At 59.4% G+C, this 16,937-nt stretch carries 11 protein-coding genes; 7 read left to right on the top strand and 4 right to left on the bottom strand.

Annotated features, from left to right (window positions below):
* Positions 1-2: 2 nt before the first annotated feature.
* The 4 genes from fdhF to ACQUWM_RS03840 all read left to right on the top strand — a co-directional run bounded on the left by fdhF (position 3) and on the right by ACQUWM_RS03840 (position 7,439).
* The gene (gene fdhF, locus ACQUWM_RS03855) at positions 3-2,855 is read left to right on the top strand and encodes a formate dehydrogenase subunit alpha (RefSeq protein WP_428921236.1); all 2,853 of its coding nucleotides are present in this window, start codon (positions 3-5) and stop codon (positions 2,853-2,855) included.
* The gene (locus tag ACQUWM_RS03850) at positions 2,834-4,450 is read left to right on the top strand and encodes a Re/Si-specific NAD(P)(+) transhydrogenase subunit alpha (protein WP_428921235.1); all 1,617 of its coding nucleotides are present in this window, start codon (positions 2,834-2,836) and stop codon (positions 4,448-4,450) included. Before fdhF ends, ACQUWM_RS03850 begins: the two co-directional genes overlap by 22 nt.
* A gap of 10 nt (positions 4,451-4,460) precedes the next feature.
* The gene (locus ACQUWM_RS03845; RefSeq protein ID WP_428921426.1) at positions 4,461-5,861 is read left to right on the top strand and encodes an NAD(P)(+) transhydrogenase (Re/Si-specific) subunit beta; all 1,401 of its coding nucleotides are present in this window, start codon (positions 4,461-4,463) and stop codon (positions 5,859-5,861) included.
* 90 nt (positions 5,862-5,951) lie between these two features.
* Positions 5,952-7,439, top strand: a complete 1,488-nt coding sequence (locus ACQUWM_RS03840) for an aldehyde dehydrogenase (protein ID WP_428921234.1) — start codon at positions 5,952-5,954, stop codon at positions 7,437-7,439.
* Here ACQUWM_RS03840 and ACQUWM_RS03835 read toward each other — a convergent pair whose 3' ends face one another.
* Positions 7,440-8,255 (bottom strand): response regulator transcription factor, encoded by an 816-nt coding sequence (locus ACQUWM_RS03835; RefSeq protein WP_407000598.1) that lies wholly within the window; start codon positions 8,253-8,255, stop codon positions 7,440-7,442.
* A gap of 86 nt (positions 8,256-8,341) precedes the next feature.
* Positions 8,342-9,736: an aspartate aminotransferase family protein gene (locus ACQUWM_RS03830; protein ID WP_428921233.1), complete on the bottom strand. Its 1,395-nt coding sequence runs from the start codon at positions 9,734-9,736 to the stop codon at positions 8,342-8,344.
* A gap of 161 nt (positions 9,737-9,897) precedes the next feature.
* Between ACQUWM_RS03830 and ACQUWM_RS03825 the strand changes: the two genes are divergently transcribed.
* Together ACQUWM_RS03825 and ACQUWM_RS03820 are read left to right on the top strand one after the other, a co-directional pair.
* On the top strand, positions 9,898-11,235 hold the full coding sequence (locus ACQUWM_RS03825; RefSeq protein WP_428921232.1) for a glutamine synthetase family protein: 1,338 nt from the start codon (positions 9,898-9,900) through the stop codon (positions 11,233-11,235).
* Positions 11,236-11,288: 53 nt separating this feature from the next.
* Positions 11,289-12,011, top strand: a complete 723-nt coding sequence (locus tag ACQUWM_RS03820; protein WP_428921231.1) for a glutamine amidotransferase-related protein — start codon at positions 11,289-11,291, stop codon at positions 12,009-12,011.
* Between the two features lie 118 nt (positions 12,012-12,129).
* Here the strand turns inward: ACQUWM_RS03820 and ACQUWM_RS03815 are convergent, their stop codons facing one another.
* On the bottom strand, positions 12,130-13,602 hold the full coding sequence (locus ACQUWM_RS03815) for a Na+/H+ antiporter NhaC family protein (protein ID WP_407000594.1): 1,473 nt from the start codon (positions 13,600-13,602) through the stop codon (positions 12,130-12,132).
* Positions 13,603-13,770: 168 nt separating this feature from the next.
* On the bottom strand, positions 13,771-15,054 hold the full coding sequence (locus ACQUWM_RS03810; RefSeq protein ID WP_428921230.1) for an NAD(P)/FAD-dependent oxidoreductase: 1,284 nt from the start codon (positions 15,052-15,054) through the stop codon (positions 13,771-13,773).
* Positions 15,055-15,402: 348 nt separating this feature from the next.
* Between ACQUWM_RS03810 and ACQUWM_RS03805 the strand changes: the two genes are divergently transcribed.
* Positions 15,403-16,866, top strand: coding sequence for a malate:quinone oxidoreductase (locus ACQUWM_RS03805; RefSeq protein WP_428921229.1), 1,464 nt, complete (start codon positions 15,403-15,405; stop codon positions 16,864-16,866).
* The last annotated feature ends 71 nt before the right edge of the window (positions 16,867-16,937 follow it).

The following is a 16,937-nucleotide window of genomic DNA, read 5'->3' as shown; positions in this document are numbered from 1 at the left end:
TCATGTTGCATATCTACGATCCGAACACCCGCTCTGACCGTGATCTGGGCACGCCGCCCCCGGTCGAGACCGGCCACACCGTATCACTGACCATTGACGGCCAGGCGGTGACCGTGCCCGAGGGCTCCTCCGTGCTGCGCGCCGCTGCCATCGCCGGCATCCAGATTCCCAAGCTGTGTGCCTCCGATAACCTCGAGGCCTTCGGCTCCTGCCGTCTGTGCGCAGTGGAGATCGAAGGCCGCCGTGGCCTGCCGGCCTCCTGCACTACGCCGGTGGCCGAGGGCATGAGCGTTATCACCCAGAACGAGCGCGTCGCCAAGCTGCGCCGCAACGTGATGGAGCTGTACATTTCCGACCACCCACTGGACTGCCTGACCTGTCCCGCTAACGGCGACTGTGAGCTGCAGGACATGGCCGGTGCCGTCGGCCTGCGCGAGGTGCGCTACGGTTACGAGGGCAAGAACCACCTCGAGGCCGAGAAAGACACCAGCAACCCCTATTTCACCTTTGATACCAGTAAATGCATCGTGTGCTCGCGTTGCGTGCGGGCCTGCGAGGAAGTGCAGGGCACCTTTGCGCTGACCATCGACGGCCGGGGCTTCGATTCCAAGGTCGCGGCGGGCCAGGACGAAGACTTCATGGATTCCGAGTGCGTCTCCTGCGGCGCCTGTGTCCAGGCCTGCCCAACGGCGACACTGATGGAGAACTCGGTGATTGATCAGGGCCAGCCAGAGCATTCGGTGGTGACCACCTGCGCCTATTGCGGCGTCGGCTGCTCATTCAAGGCCGAGATGAAAGGCAACACCGTGCTGCGCATGGTGCCGTTCAAGGATGGCCACGCCAACCACGGGCATTCCTGTGTCAAAGGCCGCTTCGCCTTCGGTTATGCCACCCATCCGGAACGGCTGACCAAGCCGATGATCCGCAACCACACCGACGAACCCTGGCGCGAAGTCAGCTGGGAGGAGGCGATCCAGTTCGCGGCCGAGCGCATCAGGGCCATCCAGGCCAAATACGGCCGCGACAGCATTGGTGGTATTACATCTTCCCGTTGCACCAACGAGGAAGCCTACCTGGTGCAGAAACTGGTGCGTACCGCGTTCGGCAATAACAACACCGACACCTGTGCCCGCGTCTGCCATTCCCCGACCGGCTACGGTCTGAAGCAGACGCTGGGTGAAAGCGCCGGCACCCAGACCTTCGATTCGGTGATGAAATCCGACGTTATCGTCGTTATCGGCGCAAACCCGACCGATGCCCATCCGGTGTTCGGCTCGCAACTGCGCCGCCGTCTACGCCAGGGCGCCAAGCTGATCGTCGCCGACCCGCGTTCCATTGACCTGCTGAACACACCGCACGGCGGCGAGGCGCTGCATCTGCCGTTGCGTCCCGGGACAAACGTCGCCCTGATCAACGCCCTGGCCCATGTTGTCATCACCGAAGGACTGGAAGACCGCATGTTCATCGCCAGCCGTTGCGACGGAAGCGAGTACGCCACCTGGAACGACTTTATCCGTGACGAACGCCATTCACCGGAAGCGACGGAAGACATCACCTGCGTTCCGGCCGCTAAAGTCCGCGAAGCGGCCCGGCTGTATGCCCAGGCGGGTAATGGCGCTATTTATTATGGCCTGGGTGTGACCGAACACAGCCAGGGCTCCACCATGGTGATGGGCATCGCCAACCTCGCACTGGCCACCGGCAACATCGGCCGCGAAGGCGTGGGCGTTAACCCGCTGCGTGGTCAGAACAACGTCCAGGGTTCGTGCGACATGGGGAGCTTCCCCCATGAACTGCCGGGCTACCAGCACGTCTCCCGGGAGGGCCCGCGCAAGGCCTTCGAAGACGCCTGGGGCGTTACGATCAACAGCGAACCCGGCCTGCGCATCCCCAACATGTTCGATGCCGCCATCGACGGCAGCTTCAAGGGGCTGTACGTGCAGGGCGAGGACATCGCCCAGTCCGATCCCAATACCCACCATGTGGAACAGGCGCTTGGTTCGCTGGAATGCCTGATCGTGCAGGACCTCTTCCTGAACGAGACCGCCAAGTTCGCCCACGTGCTGCTGCCCGGCTCCTCGTTCCTGGAGAAGGACGGCACGTTCACCAACGCCGAACGACGCATCAACCGCGTGCGCAAGGTGATACCGCCGCTGGCCGGCAAGGGCGACTGGGAGGTCACCCAGGACCTGGCGAACGCACTGGGCTATGCCATGCACTACGACCATCCCGAGCAGATCATGGCCGAAATTGCCAGCCTGACACCCAGTTTCCAGGGCGTGACTTACCAGAAACTGGATGAGCTCGGCAGCATCCAATGGCCGTGTAACGATGATAATCCGATTGGCACTCCGATCATGCACGAGCAGGACTTTCCGATTGGCAAGGGCCGGTTCATGGTCACCGACTACGTGCCCACAACAGAGCGTGCCAACCGCCGTTTCCCCCTGCTGTTGACCACGGGCCGTATCCTCAGCCAATACAACGTCGGTGCCCAGACAAGACGGACCGACAACCAGGCCTGGCATGAGCAGGATTGGCTGGAGTTGCACCCCCACGACGCCGAAGAGCGCGGTATCAATGACGGAGACTGGGTCGGCCTTACCAGCCGCTCAGGTAATACCGTGCTGCAGGCCAAAATCAGTACCCGCATGCAACCGGGTGTGGTCTATACCACCTTCCACCACCCCGTGAGCGGTGCGAACGTCATCACCACCGACAATTCGGACTGGGCCACCAACTGTCCTGAATACAAGGTCACTGCCGTACAGTGCGAAAAGGTTGCCCAACCTTCGGCGTGGCAACAGCGCCACCTGGAACAACATAAAAAACAATGGGACTTCTACCAAGGGTAGTCCGCAGTGGAGAGCACACGATGCGAATAGGCGTTCCTAGAGAGATCGACGAAGGGGAAAAACGCGTGGCGTTGACCCCGGAAGTCGCGATACAGCTGCAAGAGCTGGGCTTCAGCCTCGCTATCGAAACAGGGGCCGGCTTACAGGCCAGTTTCGATGACGACCAGTACCGTGAAGCCGGTGTTGAGATTATCGAGGACCCGAAAGAACTGTGGCATTCGTCCGACATTGTCATGAAAGTACGTCCGCCCAGCCAACACCCGGAATTGGGCTTTTATGGCGTTGAGCTGCTGGGCAAGGGCCAGACCCTGATCAGCTTCCTCTATCCGGCGCAAAACCCCGAACTGCTGGAGGAACTGTCCAACCGTGGCGTCACCGCCCTGGCCATGGACTCGGTGCCGCGTATTTCCCGTGCCCAGAAGATGGACGCGCTGAGCTCCATGGCTAACATCGCGGGTTACCGCGCGGTGGTTGAGGCGTCCCAGCACTTTGGCCGTTTCTTCACCGGACAGATTACCGCCGCCGGCAGGATTCCTCCGGCCAAGGTGCTGGTGATCGGCGCCGGGGTGGCGGGGCTCGCCGCCATCGGTGCGGCCAAGAGCATGGGTGCCGTGGTGCGGGCCTTCGACACCCGCCCCGAGGTGAAGGAGCAGGTAGAGAGCATGGACGCGGAGTTCCTGATGCTCAGTTTTGAAGGCGAGGGCGATGGCGAGGACGGCAGCGGCCAGGGTGGCTACGCCAAGACCATGAGCCCCGAGTTCATCGAAGCCGAGATGGCACTGTTCGCGGAGCAGGCCAAGGACGTTGATATCATCATCACCACCGCCCTGATTCCGGGCAAGCCGGCGCCGGAATTGATCACCGAGGGCATGGTCGCCAGCATGAAACCGGGCAGCGTTATCGTTGACCTTGCGGCCGAAACCGGTGGCAACTGCAAGCTGACCGAGACCGACCAGGTGGTGGTCAGGCACGGCGTTACCCTGATCGGCTACACCAACCTGCCGAGCCGCTTGGCGTCGCAGGCCAGCCAGCTCTACGCCACCAACCTGCGCCACCTGCTGAGCGACCTGTGCCCGGAGAAGAACGGCGAGATTGTCGTCAACATGGAAGACGAGGTGATTCGCGGCGCCACCGTGGTGAAAGAAGGCGAGGTCACCTGGCCGCCGCCCGCACCGCGCCTGTCGGCGGCGCCAAAGACCGACATGGGCGACAAGGCCCGGGTCGAGGTTGAAAAGGCGGAGCCCCGGCCGAAACACCCGCTGGCCTTCCTGGCACCCCTGGCATTCGCAGGGCTCGGGCTGCTGGGCCTGGGTTCGGTGGCGCCGCCGGAGTTCATGGGGCATCTCACGGTTTTCGTGCTGTCCTGCTTCGTTGGTTACATGGTGATCTGGGGGGTGTCGCACTCACTGCATACGCCACTGATGAGCGTCACCAACGCCATCAGTAGCATCATCGTTATCGGTGCTCTGATGCAGATATCCAGCGAGCAACCCCTGGTGCTGATACTGGCCGTATTGGCGGTGTTCATCACCAGCATTAATATCGTCGGCGGTTTCGCCGTCACCCAGCGCATGCTGCGGATGTTCAGGAAATAGGGTGGGTATGATGATCACAGGTGTAATCACGGCTTCTTACATAGGGGCGAGCGCACTCTTTATTCTCGCACTGGGCGGCCTCAGCCATCAGGAATCCGCACGGCGCGGAAATCTCTATGGCATGCTGGGCATGGGCCTGGCGTTGGTAGTGACGATTTTCGGTATCGTCACCAACAACTACTTCTTCCTGCTGCCAGGCATGATCGCCGGTGGTGCTATCGGCTGGTATCTGGCGAAAAAGGTCGAGATGACCCAGATGCCGGAGCTGGTTGCGATCCTTCACAGCCTGGTGGGGCTGGCCGCGGTTTTCGTGGGTTACGCCAACGCCCTGGGGCACAGTGAGCTCAGCGGTGTCGAGAAGACCATCCACGACATCGAAACCTACATCGGCATCCTGATCGGCGCGGTCACCTTCACCGGTTCCGTCGCCGCCTACCTCAAGCTGAGCGCCAGGATCAGCGGCAAGCCCTTGCAGCTACCGGCGCGGCACCTGTTCAACGCCAGCCTGGGTGTGGCGGCGGTGGTATTCGGCGTGCTCTTCGTGGAACAGTCCGCCGCCGGCGGTGGCCTGCTCTGGCTGGTGCTGATGACCGTTGTCGCACTGGTGTTCGGCCTGCACATGGTTCTTGCCATCGGTGGCGCCGACATGCCGGTGGTGGTGTCGATGCTCAACAGCTACTCCGGCTGGGCCGCGGCCGCGATGGGATTCATGCTGGGCAACGATCTGTTGATCGTGGTCGGTGCGCTGGTCGGCAGTAGCGGTGCCATCCTCAGCTACATCATGTGCAAGGCGATGAACCGAAAGTTCGTCAGCGTCATCCTCGGTGGCTTCGGCGGTGGTTCGAGCAAAAGCGCCGGAGCAGGCCCGGCTGGTGAGGCCGGCAACGTGAATCCGATTGAGGCGGAGGGGGTAGCGCACCTGCTGGAGAGCGCCAAGGAAGTGATGATCCTGCCGGGTTACGGCATGGCGGTCGCCCAGGCACAGCACACGGTCTTCGAAATCAGCAATAAGCTGCGGGAGATGGGGGTCAACGTGCGCTTCGGCATTCATCCGGTGGCAGGCCGCATGCCGGGTCACATGAACGTGCTGCTGGCCGAGGCGAGGGTGCCCTACGACATCGTCTATGAGATGGACGAAATCAACAAGGACTTCCCCAACGTGGATGTTTCCGTGGTGATCGGCGCCAACGACATCGTCAATCCGGCGGCCCAGGAAGTGCCGGACAGCCCCATCGCCGGCATGCCGGTCCTCGAACCCTGGAACGGCAAGACCACCATCGTGCTCAAACGCGGCATGGCCACCGGCTACGCCGGCGTCGACAACCCGCTGTTCTATAAGGACAACACTCGTATGCTTTTTGGCGACGCCAAGGAAAGTGTCGATGCGGTACTGAAATTCCTCGGGCGCTGAAGGAGGCATATACCTACTGAGGTATATGGAGCGCCGGTGGCCCGGCCGGGTAGGCTTGTTTGCAAAGTCAATCAATGTCGGGAGAAGCCCATGAAAACCAGTGCGGAATGGAAAGCCCTGAGTGAATCTGTGAGTTTGCACGGGCAGGCATTTATCGCCGGTCAGTTCCGGAATGCCGTGTCCGGTGAGACCTTTCCGGCCATCAACCCGGCGACCGAACAGACACTCACGGATGTCGCCAGCTGCGATCACGCCGATGTCGACCTGGCCGTGACCGCGGCCCGCGAGGCGTTTGTTTCCGGCGTCTGGTCGGATCTGGCTCCGGGCGACCGTAAGCGCATTCTGCTGCGTCTGGCGGACCTGGTTGAGAAACACGGTGATGAACTGGCAGTGCTGGACAGCCTGGACATGGGCAAGCCCATCAGTGAGATGATGAGCATCGACGTGCCGGATTCCATTGACTGCCTGCGCTGGACGGCCGAATCCATCGACAAGCTTTACGGCGAGATTGCACCGACGGGCAACGACACCCTCGGCCTGATCCGCCATGAGCCTGCGGGCGTTGTCGCAGCGATCACCCCCTGGAATTATCCGCTGATGATGGCCACCTGGAAGATTGCGCCGGCACTGGCGGCGGGCAATTCAGTCATCCTCAAGCCTTCCGAGAAAAGTGCGCTGAGCGTGCTGCGACTGGCGGAGCTGGCGAAAGAGGCGGGCATTCCCGATGGCGTGTTCAATGTGCTGCCCGGATTCGGTCACACCGCGGGCAAGGCGCTGGCGCTCCATAACGACGTCAATGTACTCGCCTTTACCGGCTCCAGCCGCGTCGGCGGACTGCTGATGGAATATGCCGGCCAATCCAATCTCAAGCGGGTGTGGATTGAGGCGGGTGGCAAATCGCCGATGCTGGTGTTTGAGGATTGCGAGGACATTGAGAAGGCGGCGTCGACGGCAGCCGCAGCGATATTCTCCAATCAGGGCGAAGTCTGTATCGCCTGTTCCCGGCTCTATGTCCAGTCGTCCATCCGCGAGCGTTTCACGAAAGCCTTGCTGGAGGCGGCGAAGGCCTATCAGCCCCGGGATCCGCTTGATCCGGACACCCGCATGGGTGCGCTTGTCGACAGGACCCAGTTGGAGACCGTGGCCCGCTATATCCAGTTGGCGATCGACGAGGGTGGCCAGGTGCTGACCGGCGGTGTTCCGGAAGCGGTGCCGGGGCAGGGCTACTTCGTCGGGCCCACCATCATTGGCGATGCCCACAACGGCATGCGCTTCGTGCAGGAAGAAATTTTCGGCCCGGTGTTGGCCCTGGGTGAGTTCAGCGACGAAGCCGAGGCCATCCACCTGGCCAACGACAACCGTTATGGCCTGGGCGCATCGGTCTGGACAGGCAATCTGTCCCGGGCCCATCGCGTCAGCCGGAAAATTCAGAGCGGTATGGTCTGGGTCAACGGCTGGGGTGGCGGTGACAGCACAATGCCGTTCGGCGGGGTGAAAGCCTCCGGTTATGGCCGGGACAAGTCTCTGCATGCGCTTGAGAAATACACGGATCTGAAAACCGTGTGGATCAGTCTCTGATCAGTGCTCAAGGCTCGTGGGGTTATCTTCCAGGTGGGTCAGGTGGTTGATGAATTGTGTGAAGATTTCCGCCTGAGTGGAGGTGTTCAGCCGCGTATGGATGTTCTTGCGGTGCACCTTCACGGTCCCCACGCTGATCTTCAGGCTATCGGCAATCGCCTGGGACGAAAAACCACGCAGGATCAGGTCGGTGATTTCCCGCTCTCGCTGGGTGAGTACGCCGCTGGCAAACGAACGCAGGGCGCGCTTCATGGGGCCGTCGGAACGACCGTATTGCAGGAATTCACCGGACTGGGCCTGCCAGAACTGGCGCACCAACGCGCTGATGACCGGGTAGAATTCCTGCAGGGCATTTAACTCAGTGCGGGAAATGCTCTCCAGCGATGCCTTGCGCCCGAGGGTGATGGCGCAGGTCACTTTGTCATCGAGACGGATCAGCAGGTTGATCTCGTCCACCAGGCCGAAGTTCTGGTAACAGGTCTGGTAGTACTCTGTGCTCCTGAACGAATCCGGCATAATCTCGGCCAGACGTACAATGCCGTGCGATGCTCCGTTCTTGATGGCATGGAACAGCGGGTCAAGTACATAAGAGTGGCTCAGGTACTGGCGCAGGGTGTCGCTTTGTTCCTCTGGTGCGGAGGGATGGACCAGGATCGGTCGCAGGGACTTCTTATAGGTCAGTAGAAGGATCGTATCGAAGAAACACAGCGTCGACAGGAACGCCTCCAGCATGGTCGGGAAGCTGCGCAGGCGCTGATGCTCAATGAGGACCGCCAGGTTTTTCTGCCAGCTCTCGTTCGCCTGTATCTGATTCACGCGATCTCTCATCACACACCTTAATTGTCTTTCTTTCAAGGCTAAGCCAATTAGTGGACCGAAGCCAGTCCGATCCACAGCAAGGCTCATGCCGCAGAAATGCCGCCCACCCGGGCGTAGGTGCGATCCAGCGCGACACGTAGGCGATCCACCATCTCATCCACCTCTGCATGGCTGATAACCAGCGGCGGCGAGAGCACGATCCGGTTGCCACAGGCCCGTGCAATCAGCCCGCTGGCGGTGCACTCGTCCCGGCACAGGGTGCCAACGTCTTCGTCAAAGAACGTGCGGGCGTTGCGGTCCTTCACCAGGGCCAGGCCCGCAATCAGGCCGGTGCCCTCGATATGGCCGCAAAGCGGGTGTTCGCCCAGGGTGTCCCGCAGACGGGCCTGGAAATAGGGGCCAATGTCGGAGGCGACCGATTCGATAATCCCTTCTTCCTTCAACAGCCGGATATTCTCCAGAGCGACGGCCGCTGCCACGGGATGACCGGAATAGGTGAAACCGTGACTGAAGTCGTCGCCCGACTCGACCAGGGTGTCAGCAATCCGGTCGCCAACTGCAACCGCGGAGATGGGCAGATACCCGGAGGAGAGGCCCTTGGCCATCGACATGATGTCCGGCTGGAAATCGTAAGTCTGGCTGCCAAACCATTGCCCGGTCCGACCAAAACCACAGATCACCTCATCCGCCACCAGCAACACGTCATACTTGCGGCAGATACGCTGAATTTCCGGCCAGTAAGTGCGCGGCGGGACGATCACACCGCCGGCGCCCTGGATGGGTTCACCGACAAAGGCGGCGACGTTATCGGGGCCAACTTCCAGCAGCTTCTCTTCCAGCTCGCGGGCGCGTAGCAGGCCGAACTCCTCTTCGGAAAGGCCATCGGCCTCGCCATACCAATAGGGCTGCCGGATGCGGTGGATGCCCGGTAACAGGGGGGCGCACTGGCCGTGCATATGGGGCATGCCGCCCAGACTGGCGCCGCCAAGGGTACTGCCATGGTAGGCATTTTCCCGTGCGATCAGCAGCTTGCGGTAGGGCTTGCCTTTGAGCGTCCAGTAATGGCGCACCATACGGATGATTGTGTCGATCGCCTCCGAGCCGGAATTGGCGAAAAAGACCCGGTTAAGATCGCCGGGTGTGATGTCAGCGATGGCCTGGGCGAGCCTGGTTACGGGTGTATGGGTGCTCTGGAAAAATGTGTTGTAGTAGGGCAGCACCTGCATCTGTTCGTGGGCAGCATTGATCAGCTCTTGCCGTCCGTAGCCCAGGTTCACGCACCACAGGCCAGCCATACCGTCGATCAGTTTGTTGCCGTCCGAATCCCAGACATGGACGCCTTCACCACGGGTGATCACCCGTGCACCCTTGCGGTTGAGTGCCTGGGTGTCTGTAAATGGATGAAGGTGGTGACGGGCATCGGTGTCGCGCACAGCGTTTTGCGTTTCAGTGTTCGGAATTCTTGTTGTGTATGACATGACAATTCCCATGAAAGTGTAGGCGCCTGGATTAACGTCCACATCTACCATAGGAAAACTCGTGTTTTCGGAGATATACCCCCCGGGTGATAGATACACCCATACTCCCAGTGGGATATCGTGGCATTCTGTCTTCCTAAAAGCATTCAAGAGTAACGCGTATGACTATTAACAAGAACCGCGACCTGGACTTCTTCATCACGGACCTGAACGGGAATTTACGCGGAAAGCGATTGCCTTCCAGCGGCCTGAAAAAGGCACGGAAAGAAGGCCTCAAATTGCCACGCTCGGTGGTCGGCTTTGATTTCTGGGGCGCCGACGTGCTGGAAAACGGGCTGGTGTTTGAAACCGGCGATAGTGATGGCGTCTGTATGCCCGTCTCTGACGACCCGACACCGGTGCCCTGGTCCGAAGTACCCCGTGACCAGATGCTGGCGATGATGTTCAATCCGGACGGCACGCCCTTCGAGGCTGATCCTCGCCAGGTTCTCAAACGCATCGTGGACCGCTTTGCCGAGCTGGGATTAACGCCGGTGATGGCGACGGAGCTCGAGTTCTACCTCATGGATGCCGAATCCGAAAGTACGCAACGCCCGATCCCACCGGCATTGGCCGACGGCAAGGGGCGCCGGCTGTCCAACACGGAAGGTTACGCCGTCGAGGAAATGGACGGGTTTGAGGCCTTCTTTACCGATATCCGTGCAGCGTGTCAGACCCAGGGCATCGGGGCCGACACCATAATCGCCGAGATGGGCCCTGGCCAGTTCGAGGTCAACCTCAATCATGTGGCCGACCCACTGAATGCGGCCGACCAGGCGATCCTGTTCAAGCGCCTGGTGCGCGGCGTTTCACGGCGTCACGGCTATGCGGCGACGTTTATGGCCAAACCCTATGCTGAGGAAAGCGGTAACGGCTTCCATGTGCATTTCAGCCTGCTTGATCAGGACGGTAACAACGTCTTTGATAACGGCACCGAGGAGGGCAGCGATCTTCTCAGGCATGCCATTGCCGGCCTGATGAAGCTGATGCCCGAGAGCATGCTGGTTTTCGCGCCTCACCTGAACTCCTACCGCCGTTTCATGCCGGGCGCCTATGCACCGACCTTCGCCAGCTGGGGCTACGAAAACCGAACGGTTGCCCTGCGTGTACCGGAAAGTCCAAACATTGCGCGGCGGATCGAACACCGGGTCTCCGGTGCCGACGCCAACCCGTATCTCGTACTGGCCTCGGTCCTCACCGGCGCATTCTATGGCATGGAGAACAAGCTGGAGCCGAACGCACCGGTCGAAGGCGACGCCTACGCCGAGGAGAACCCGGAATACCCGCTGCCGTGCGAATGGCAGGAAGCGACCAATCGCTTCGACCAGAGCGAGATCCTGCGGGAGTACCTGGGTGACGAGTTCGTCCGGGTCTACGCCGAAGCCAAGCGCCAGGAGCGTCAGCGCCTCAATGAGCAGATCTCCGACATTGAATACGAAGCCTACCTGGGCCTGCTCTGATTTAATAAACGACAGATAACGCCTGCGGTAAAGCCGCAGGCGAGGAGTACCTGATGAGTCTGAAAATCGGCATACTCGCCACCGGTATTACGCCGGACGATTTGATTGATACCTACGGATCCTACGCGGACATGTTCATGAACCTGTTCGGGCAGGCCGGCTACGATTTCAAATACGAGACCTTCGATGTCCGGGACGATGTCTTTCCGGATTCGGCCGAATCCTGCGATTCCTGGATCATTACCGGCTCCAAGTCCAACGTTTACGAGAACACGCCGTGGATGGCCCGCCTGAAGGACCTGATCCTCGAGATCTACAGCACCGGTCGCCCGATGGTCGGCATCTGCTTTGGACACCAGATTATCGCCGAGGCCTTTGGTGCCGACGTGAACAAATACCCGGAAGGCTGGGGCGTTGGCCTGCACACCTATCAGTTGGAAAAGACTGTGCCGGAACTGGACGGCCTGCAAGGGCAGTTCACCCTGAACGCCATGCATCAGGACCAGGTGCTGACCAAGCCGAAGCAGGCCGAAGTGGTCGCCTTTTCGTCATTCTGCCCCTTTGCCGCACTCCAGTACGATAACCGCATCCTGACCCTGCAGGCCCACCCCGAATTCAACGTGGATTTCGAATCCCGGTTGGTACTGTCGCGCCGTGACAATCCGATTCCGCCGGCAGCGGCAGATGAGGCGCTGGTAGGCCTCAACGACGAGTCCGCCGACACGGATTCCCTGCAGGTGGCACGATGGATGGCCTCGTTTCTCCAGCAGGGGTGAACCGGTAAGGTTCTAGTCCCGTCCCATATCGACCGGCGCCATGCGCCGGTCTTTTTTTGCAGATATAAAAAAGCCGGGCGAGGCATAAGCGCCTGGCCCGGCTGGCAGCATCGCTGCCTCAGGCGATGGTGTACCCCATCACGATGAAGGACACGAAGGCCATGACCGCACCTATCGTGGCGTAGGGGATCTGGGTCAGGGCGTGCTGCATCGGTGTACAGCCGGAGCCCGTGGATGACAGCACCGTAGAGTCACTGAAGAAGCAGGCATGGCTACCAAACGCAGACGCGGAGAGCAGGGCGCCCACGGTCAGTGGCATGGACATATCCATGGCCTGGGCCATCGGGATTACGATGGGCAGCGATACCACAAACACACCCCAGCTTGACCCGGTGGAGAACACCACCGCGGCCATGGTGGCAAACACCATCGCTGGCAGCAGCTCCGGAGAGAGATACGGGGTGATGGTGTCGATGATATAGGTGGTCATGCCCAGTTCATCGTTGATGGCCTTGACCATGAAGCCGGCACACACCACGGCGATCGGATGCAGCATAACCTTGAAGCCATCCAGCATGGAGTCGGTCAGTTCGCCGAAGCTCATCAGCCGCTGGCAGAAGTACAGGATCATCGTGAAGATGGAAGCCACCAGCGCGCCCAGCAGCAGGTCGATCTCGTAGTAGATGCTGGCGGTAATCAGGACTGCCATCGGCAGCAGGAAGTTCATCAGCCCCACTGTCGTGGAAGTACGACGAACGTTGCTGGTATCGAAACCCTGGTCCTCTAATCCGTCCGGGATCGGCTGGCCATTACGGGCCCGTTCCTCGGCCTTTTTCATCGGGCCGAGATCCTTCAGTACACCCATGGCCACGAGGAAAACCACAATCAGTGCGGCCCAGCCGTATGCCATGTAGGGAATCGAATCAATGTACAGCGACATGCCCTGGCCGTCAGGAACGGCGCCGTTTTCTTCCAGCAGAGCGCCAAAATAGACCGCCCAGGTGGAAATCGGAACCAGAATACAGACCGGAGCGGCGGTGGAGTCCACCAGGAACGCCAGTTTTTCACGGGAGATCTTGAAGCGATCCGTCAGGGTCTTCATGGACGCGGACACAGCCAGCGAATTCAGGTAGTCATCAATGAAGACCGCCAGGCCCAGAAAAGAGGTGGTCAGCATGGTGCCGCGCTTGGTCTTTATTCGTCTGGCCAGCACCTCGCCAAAACTCAGCACACTGCCGCCGCGCTCCAGCATATTGATCAAGCCGCCCATCATGCCGCAGACCAGTACAATCCAGGCGATGGTCTCGTTTTGGACCACGTTCATGGACAAATCACCCAGGCTGGTGAAAAGGTTGGTCGGGTCGATCAGGAGGGAACCGGCAACAATACCGGCGAAGATGGATTCAAGGGGGCGCTTGGTTTTAACAGCGACCAGAACGATCAGAAGGGAAGGCAGCAAACTCAGTACACCGTACGAATCGCCCTCCACCTGCCAGGTCGACATATAGGCGAAGGCCGCGAGTATCGCGCCGTAGCCCAATATCGAATACAGGGGCCCCCAGCCGGGACGGTCCTTCAGACCATCGTTCATTGGCATGATCCCGCTATCAGTACTTATTGTGTTGTCAGTCATCATATTACCCGTCTCTTGTTTTTCATTGGAACCGCGGTGAGAGCAGTCACCGCGGAATTCGGGGGCATTTTGATCTCACCGGGCCAGCAGACAGGCGGCCCGGCCGATGTTAGTCAACGTGAGAAATCAAAAGCCGAGCTGGTCGCGCAGGTTGTAGTACCAGGCCCCCATGGCGGTCAGCGGAATCCGCATGGCCCGTCCGCCGGGGAAGGAGTACTGGGGCAGGCCGGCGAAGATGTCGAATCGTTCTGCCTGGCCCTGGATAGCGTCACTGATCACCTTGCCCGCCAAATGGGTACAGGTGATGCCATGGCCGCTATAGCCTTGCGCGTAATAGATATTCCCGCCAATGCGGCCAAACTGGGGCAGACGCATCAGTGTGAGAAGGAAATTGCCCGTCCAGGCGTAGTCGATCTTTGCTCCCTTCAGCTCCGGGAAGGTCTTGAGCATCTTGGGCACGATCAGGGATTCGACCTTTTCTGGCTCGCGGGCGCCGTAGGTGACGCCACCGCCATAGATCATCCGGCCGTCACCGGACAGGCGGAAGTAGTCGAGGAGGTAGTTGCAATCCTCAACACAATTGTCTTTGGGCAGCAGGCGCTGGCGCACATTCTCGGCCAGCGGCTCAGTGGTAATGATCTGCGTGCCGCAGGGTATGGCCTTGGATTCCAGCTTGGGCAGCAGGCCATTGAGATAGGCGTTACCGGCAACCAACACATAGTCAGCCTCAACGCAGCCTTCCTCGGTGTGGACGACCGGTTTATCGCCTTCACGAATCCGCAGGGCCGCGGAGTTCTCATAGATGACGCCGCCCAGGGATTCAACGGCCGCTGCTTCACCCAGTACCAGGTTGAGCGGATGGAAATGCCCGCCGCTGTGGTCGATCAGACCGCCGGTGTAGCGTTCGCTGCCGACGTGTTGCTGGATGGCGTTCTCATCAAGTAGCTCGAGCTGGTCATGGCCGTGGGCTTCCCAAAGCTTTTTCTTCTCGACCAGTCCATCGAATTGCTTGCTGTTGCAGGATGCGAAAATGCCGCCTTCTTTCAGGTCGCACTGGATGTCGTACTGTTTGACGAAGCGCCGCAGGATACGACCGCCCTCGAAGGCCATCTGGCCCATCTCGGCACCGACTTTCTTGCCGTAGTTCCGTTCGATGAAGTCGATATCGCGGCTGTAGCTGTTGACGATCTGGCCGCCATTGCGGCCGGATGCGCCGAACCCAATGCGGCTGCCTTCCAGGACAACCACCTTGAACCCTTTTTCGGCGAGGTGGAGCGCTGTCGACATGCCAGTGAAGCCGGCGCCAATGACGCAGACATCAGCCCTTACGTGCCCTTGCAGGGTGGGGCGTACGGCCTTGTCATTCGCCGACGCAGCGTAGTAGGAATTGGTATGAGACGTTGTTGGCACGGTGTTACTCCCGAAACATCATTGTGTCTTGACCGGCCCTCCCGAAGGTTGGCCGATTGAGTCTTGTCTTGGGATACAACGTTACGGAGAAGTGACAATCCCGTGATATACCCCCCTGGGTATATTTTGGGAGGGTAATCATTGCAGGGTTGATCGACTGTGGTGCATGGAATGGGTTTGGGGTAGGGCGGGGAGATTGCGCTTCTGGCGATGATCCGCTCGGGAGCCTATATTGGCTTGGTGGCAAGGCTTGCGATAGGTTTTCAGTGTATGCCGAAAGCATGGTACTTTCGGGCCACAAGATCTTGTTGATTAAAATCAGAAAATCCAGACTGGCGAGTAGACTTTATGAACGTAGTGATCATCGGCGCGGGGATTATGGGAACCACTTTTGCCACCCTGGCAAAAGAGATGGCACCGGATTTGGACATCACCATCCTGGAGAGACTGGACAGCGCCGGGGCAGGAAACTCATGGGCATTCAACAACGCCGGCACGGGACATGAAGCGAACTGTGAGCTTAACTATACCCCCGTGGATGAAGAGGTCATTTCGGTCGAGAAAGCGCTGAAGATCCACGCCCAGTTCAACGTGGCCAAGCAGTTCTGGGCTTACCTGATCGAAAAGGGCGCCATCAAGGACCCTAAAACGTTTATCAACCAGACCAAGCACTGCACCATTGTTTCTGAATCCGCCATTGAAGAACTGCAATTGCGATTCAAGGAAATGTCGGCTCATCATTTTTTCGAGCACATGCGTTACTCGGAAGACTTCGACGAAATAAAAAGCTGGATTCCCTACACCATGGAGGGACGCCCTCGCCATGAAAAAATGGCGGCTACCGTTATTGAAACCGGCACGGATGTTAACTTTGGCGCTTTAACGGAGCAGATGGCGGCGCATGCAGTGCGTGAGCTGGGTGTGAAAATTGAGTACGGCACCCATGTAAAACGTGTACACAGGAGCCCCACAGGGCGTTGGGTTATCGAAGCTGAAAGCAACGGGACCAGGGTTCAGCATAGGGCGGATGTGCTCTTTGTAGGCGCCGGTGGGGGCGCTTTTCCACTTTTGAAAAGAAGCCACTTACCGTTTCGGAGCCGATTTGCCGGCTTTCCTGTGGGCGGGCGGTTTTTGCAGGCACCGATCAGCGAAGAGCAGGCCGGGAATTACAGGGCCAAAACCTATGGCAAAGCCAAAGTTGGCGCACCTCCCATGTCCGTACCGCACCTGGATTTACGGGTAGTGGATGGCAAGCACTATTTACTTTTCGGTCCTTTCGCATCGTTTAAACCGGTGCTCGAGAGAGGCCGTGGATTTTTTGATTACCTTACCTCCATTCGTCTGCATGATATCCCGGGCTTGCTGAATGTGGCCCTTGAGCATTTCCCCCTGGTTAAATACCTGGTTTCAGAGACCTTCAAAGGCGAAAAGAGCATGTTTGAAGAGCTTGAGAGCTTCGCTCCGGGCTTGAGTAAGAAGTTTGACTGGAGACCGGTTCAAGCCGGCCAGCGAGTGCAAATCATCAAGGACGGGGATTTGCAGATGGGCACGGAAATCCTTGTGTCCAAGGACAAGACTTACGGGACATTGCTGGGGGCATCGCCTGGCGCGTCGGTTTCGCCCGAGGTTATGTTGCGCTGCCTGGAGCAGTTGTTACCGGCTGTCGTTTCCAGCGAAGAAGCCAAAGAAAAGAAGAAAAAGATGTTTCCTGAGGACGACCTGGATGCATTGATCAATAATCCCGATCGTTACCGGGAGATTCGTGACTCAGTCAACAAACAGTTGGGGATAAACCAGTCCAGGGCGCAGTGAGGTCGGCTATGCGTGAGGGGCAGGGCATAGCGGGCGCCTCTTTCGAACCGGGACTGGAACCGGGGTATGAG

This window comes from Marinobacter sp. DUT-3, from assembly GCF_050379435.1.
GTDB lineage: Bacteria > Pseudomonadota > Gammaproteobacteria > Pseudomonadales > Oleiphilaceae > Marinobacter.
The sequence above is the reverse complement of the archived record's forward strand: the minus strand, read 5'-3'. Positions and strand labels throughout refer to the sequence as shown.

Excerpts from the sequence above, each read along its gene's own strand:
- fdhF (WP_428921236.1), top strand. The coding sequence starts at position 3 with ATGTTGCATATCTACGATCCGAACACCCGCTCTGACCGTGATCTGGGC.
- ACQUWM_RS03850 (WP_428921235.1), top strand. The coding sequence starts at position 2,834 with ATGGGACTTCTACCAAGGGTAGTCCGCAGTGGAGAGCACACGATGCGA.
- ACQUWM_RS03845 (WP_428921426.1), top strand. The coding sequence starts at position 4,461 with ATGATCACAGGTGTAATCACGGCTTCTTACATAGGGGCGAGCGCACTC.
- ACQUWM_RS03840 (WP_428921234.1), top strand. The coding sequence starts at position 5,952 with ATGAAAACCAGTGCGGAATGGAAAGCCCTGAGTGAATCTGTGAGTTTG.
- ACQUWM_RS03830 (WP_428921233.1), bottom strand. The coding sequence starts at position 9,736 with ATGTCATACACAACAAGAATTCCGAACACTGAAACGCAAAACGCTGTG.
- ACQUWM_RS03825 (WP_428921232.1), top strand. The coding sequence starts at position 9,898 with ATGACTATTAACAAGAACCGCGACCTGGACTTCTTCATCACGGACCTG.
- ACQUWM_RS03820 (WP_428921231.1), top strand. The coding sequence starts at position 11,289 with ATGAGTCTGAAAATCGGCATACTCGCCACCGGTATTACGCCGGACGAT.
- ACQUWM_RS03815 (WP_407000594.1), bottom strand. The coding sequence starts at position 13,602 with ATGAACGATGGTCTGAAGGACCGTCCCGGCTGGGGGCCCCTGTATTCG.
- ACQUWM_RS03805 (WP_428921229.1), top strand. The coding sequence starts at position 15,403 with ATGAACGTAGTGATCATCGGCGCGGGGATTATGGGAACCACTTTTGCC.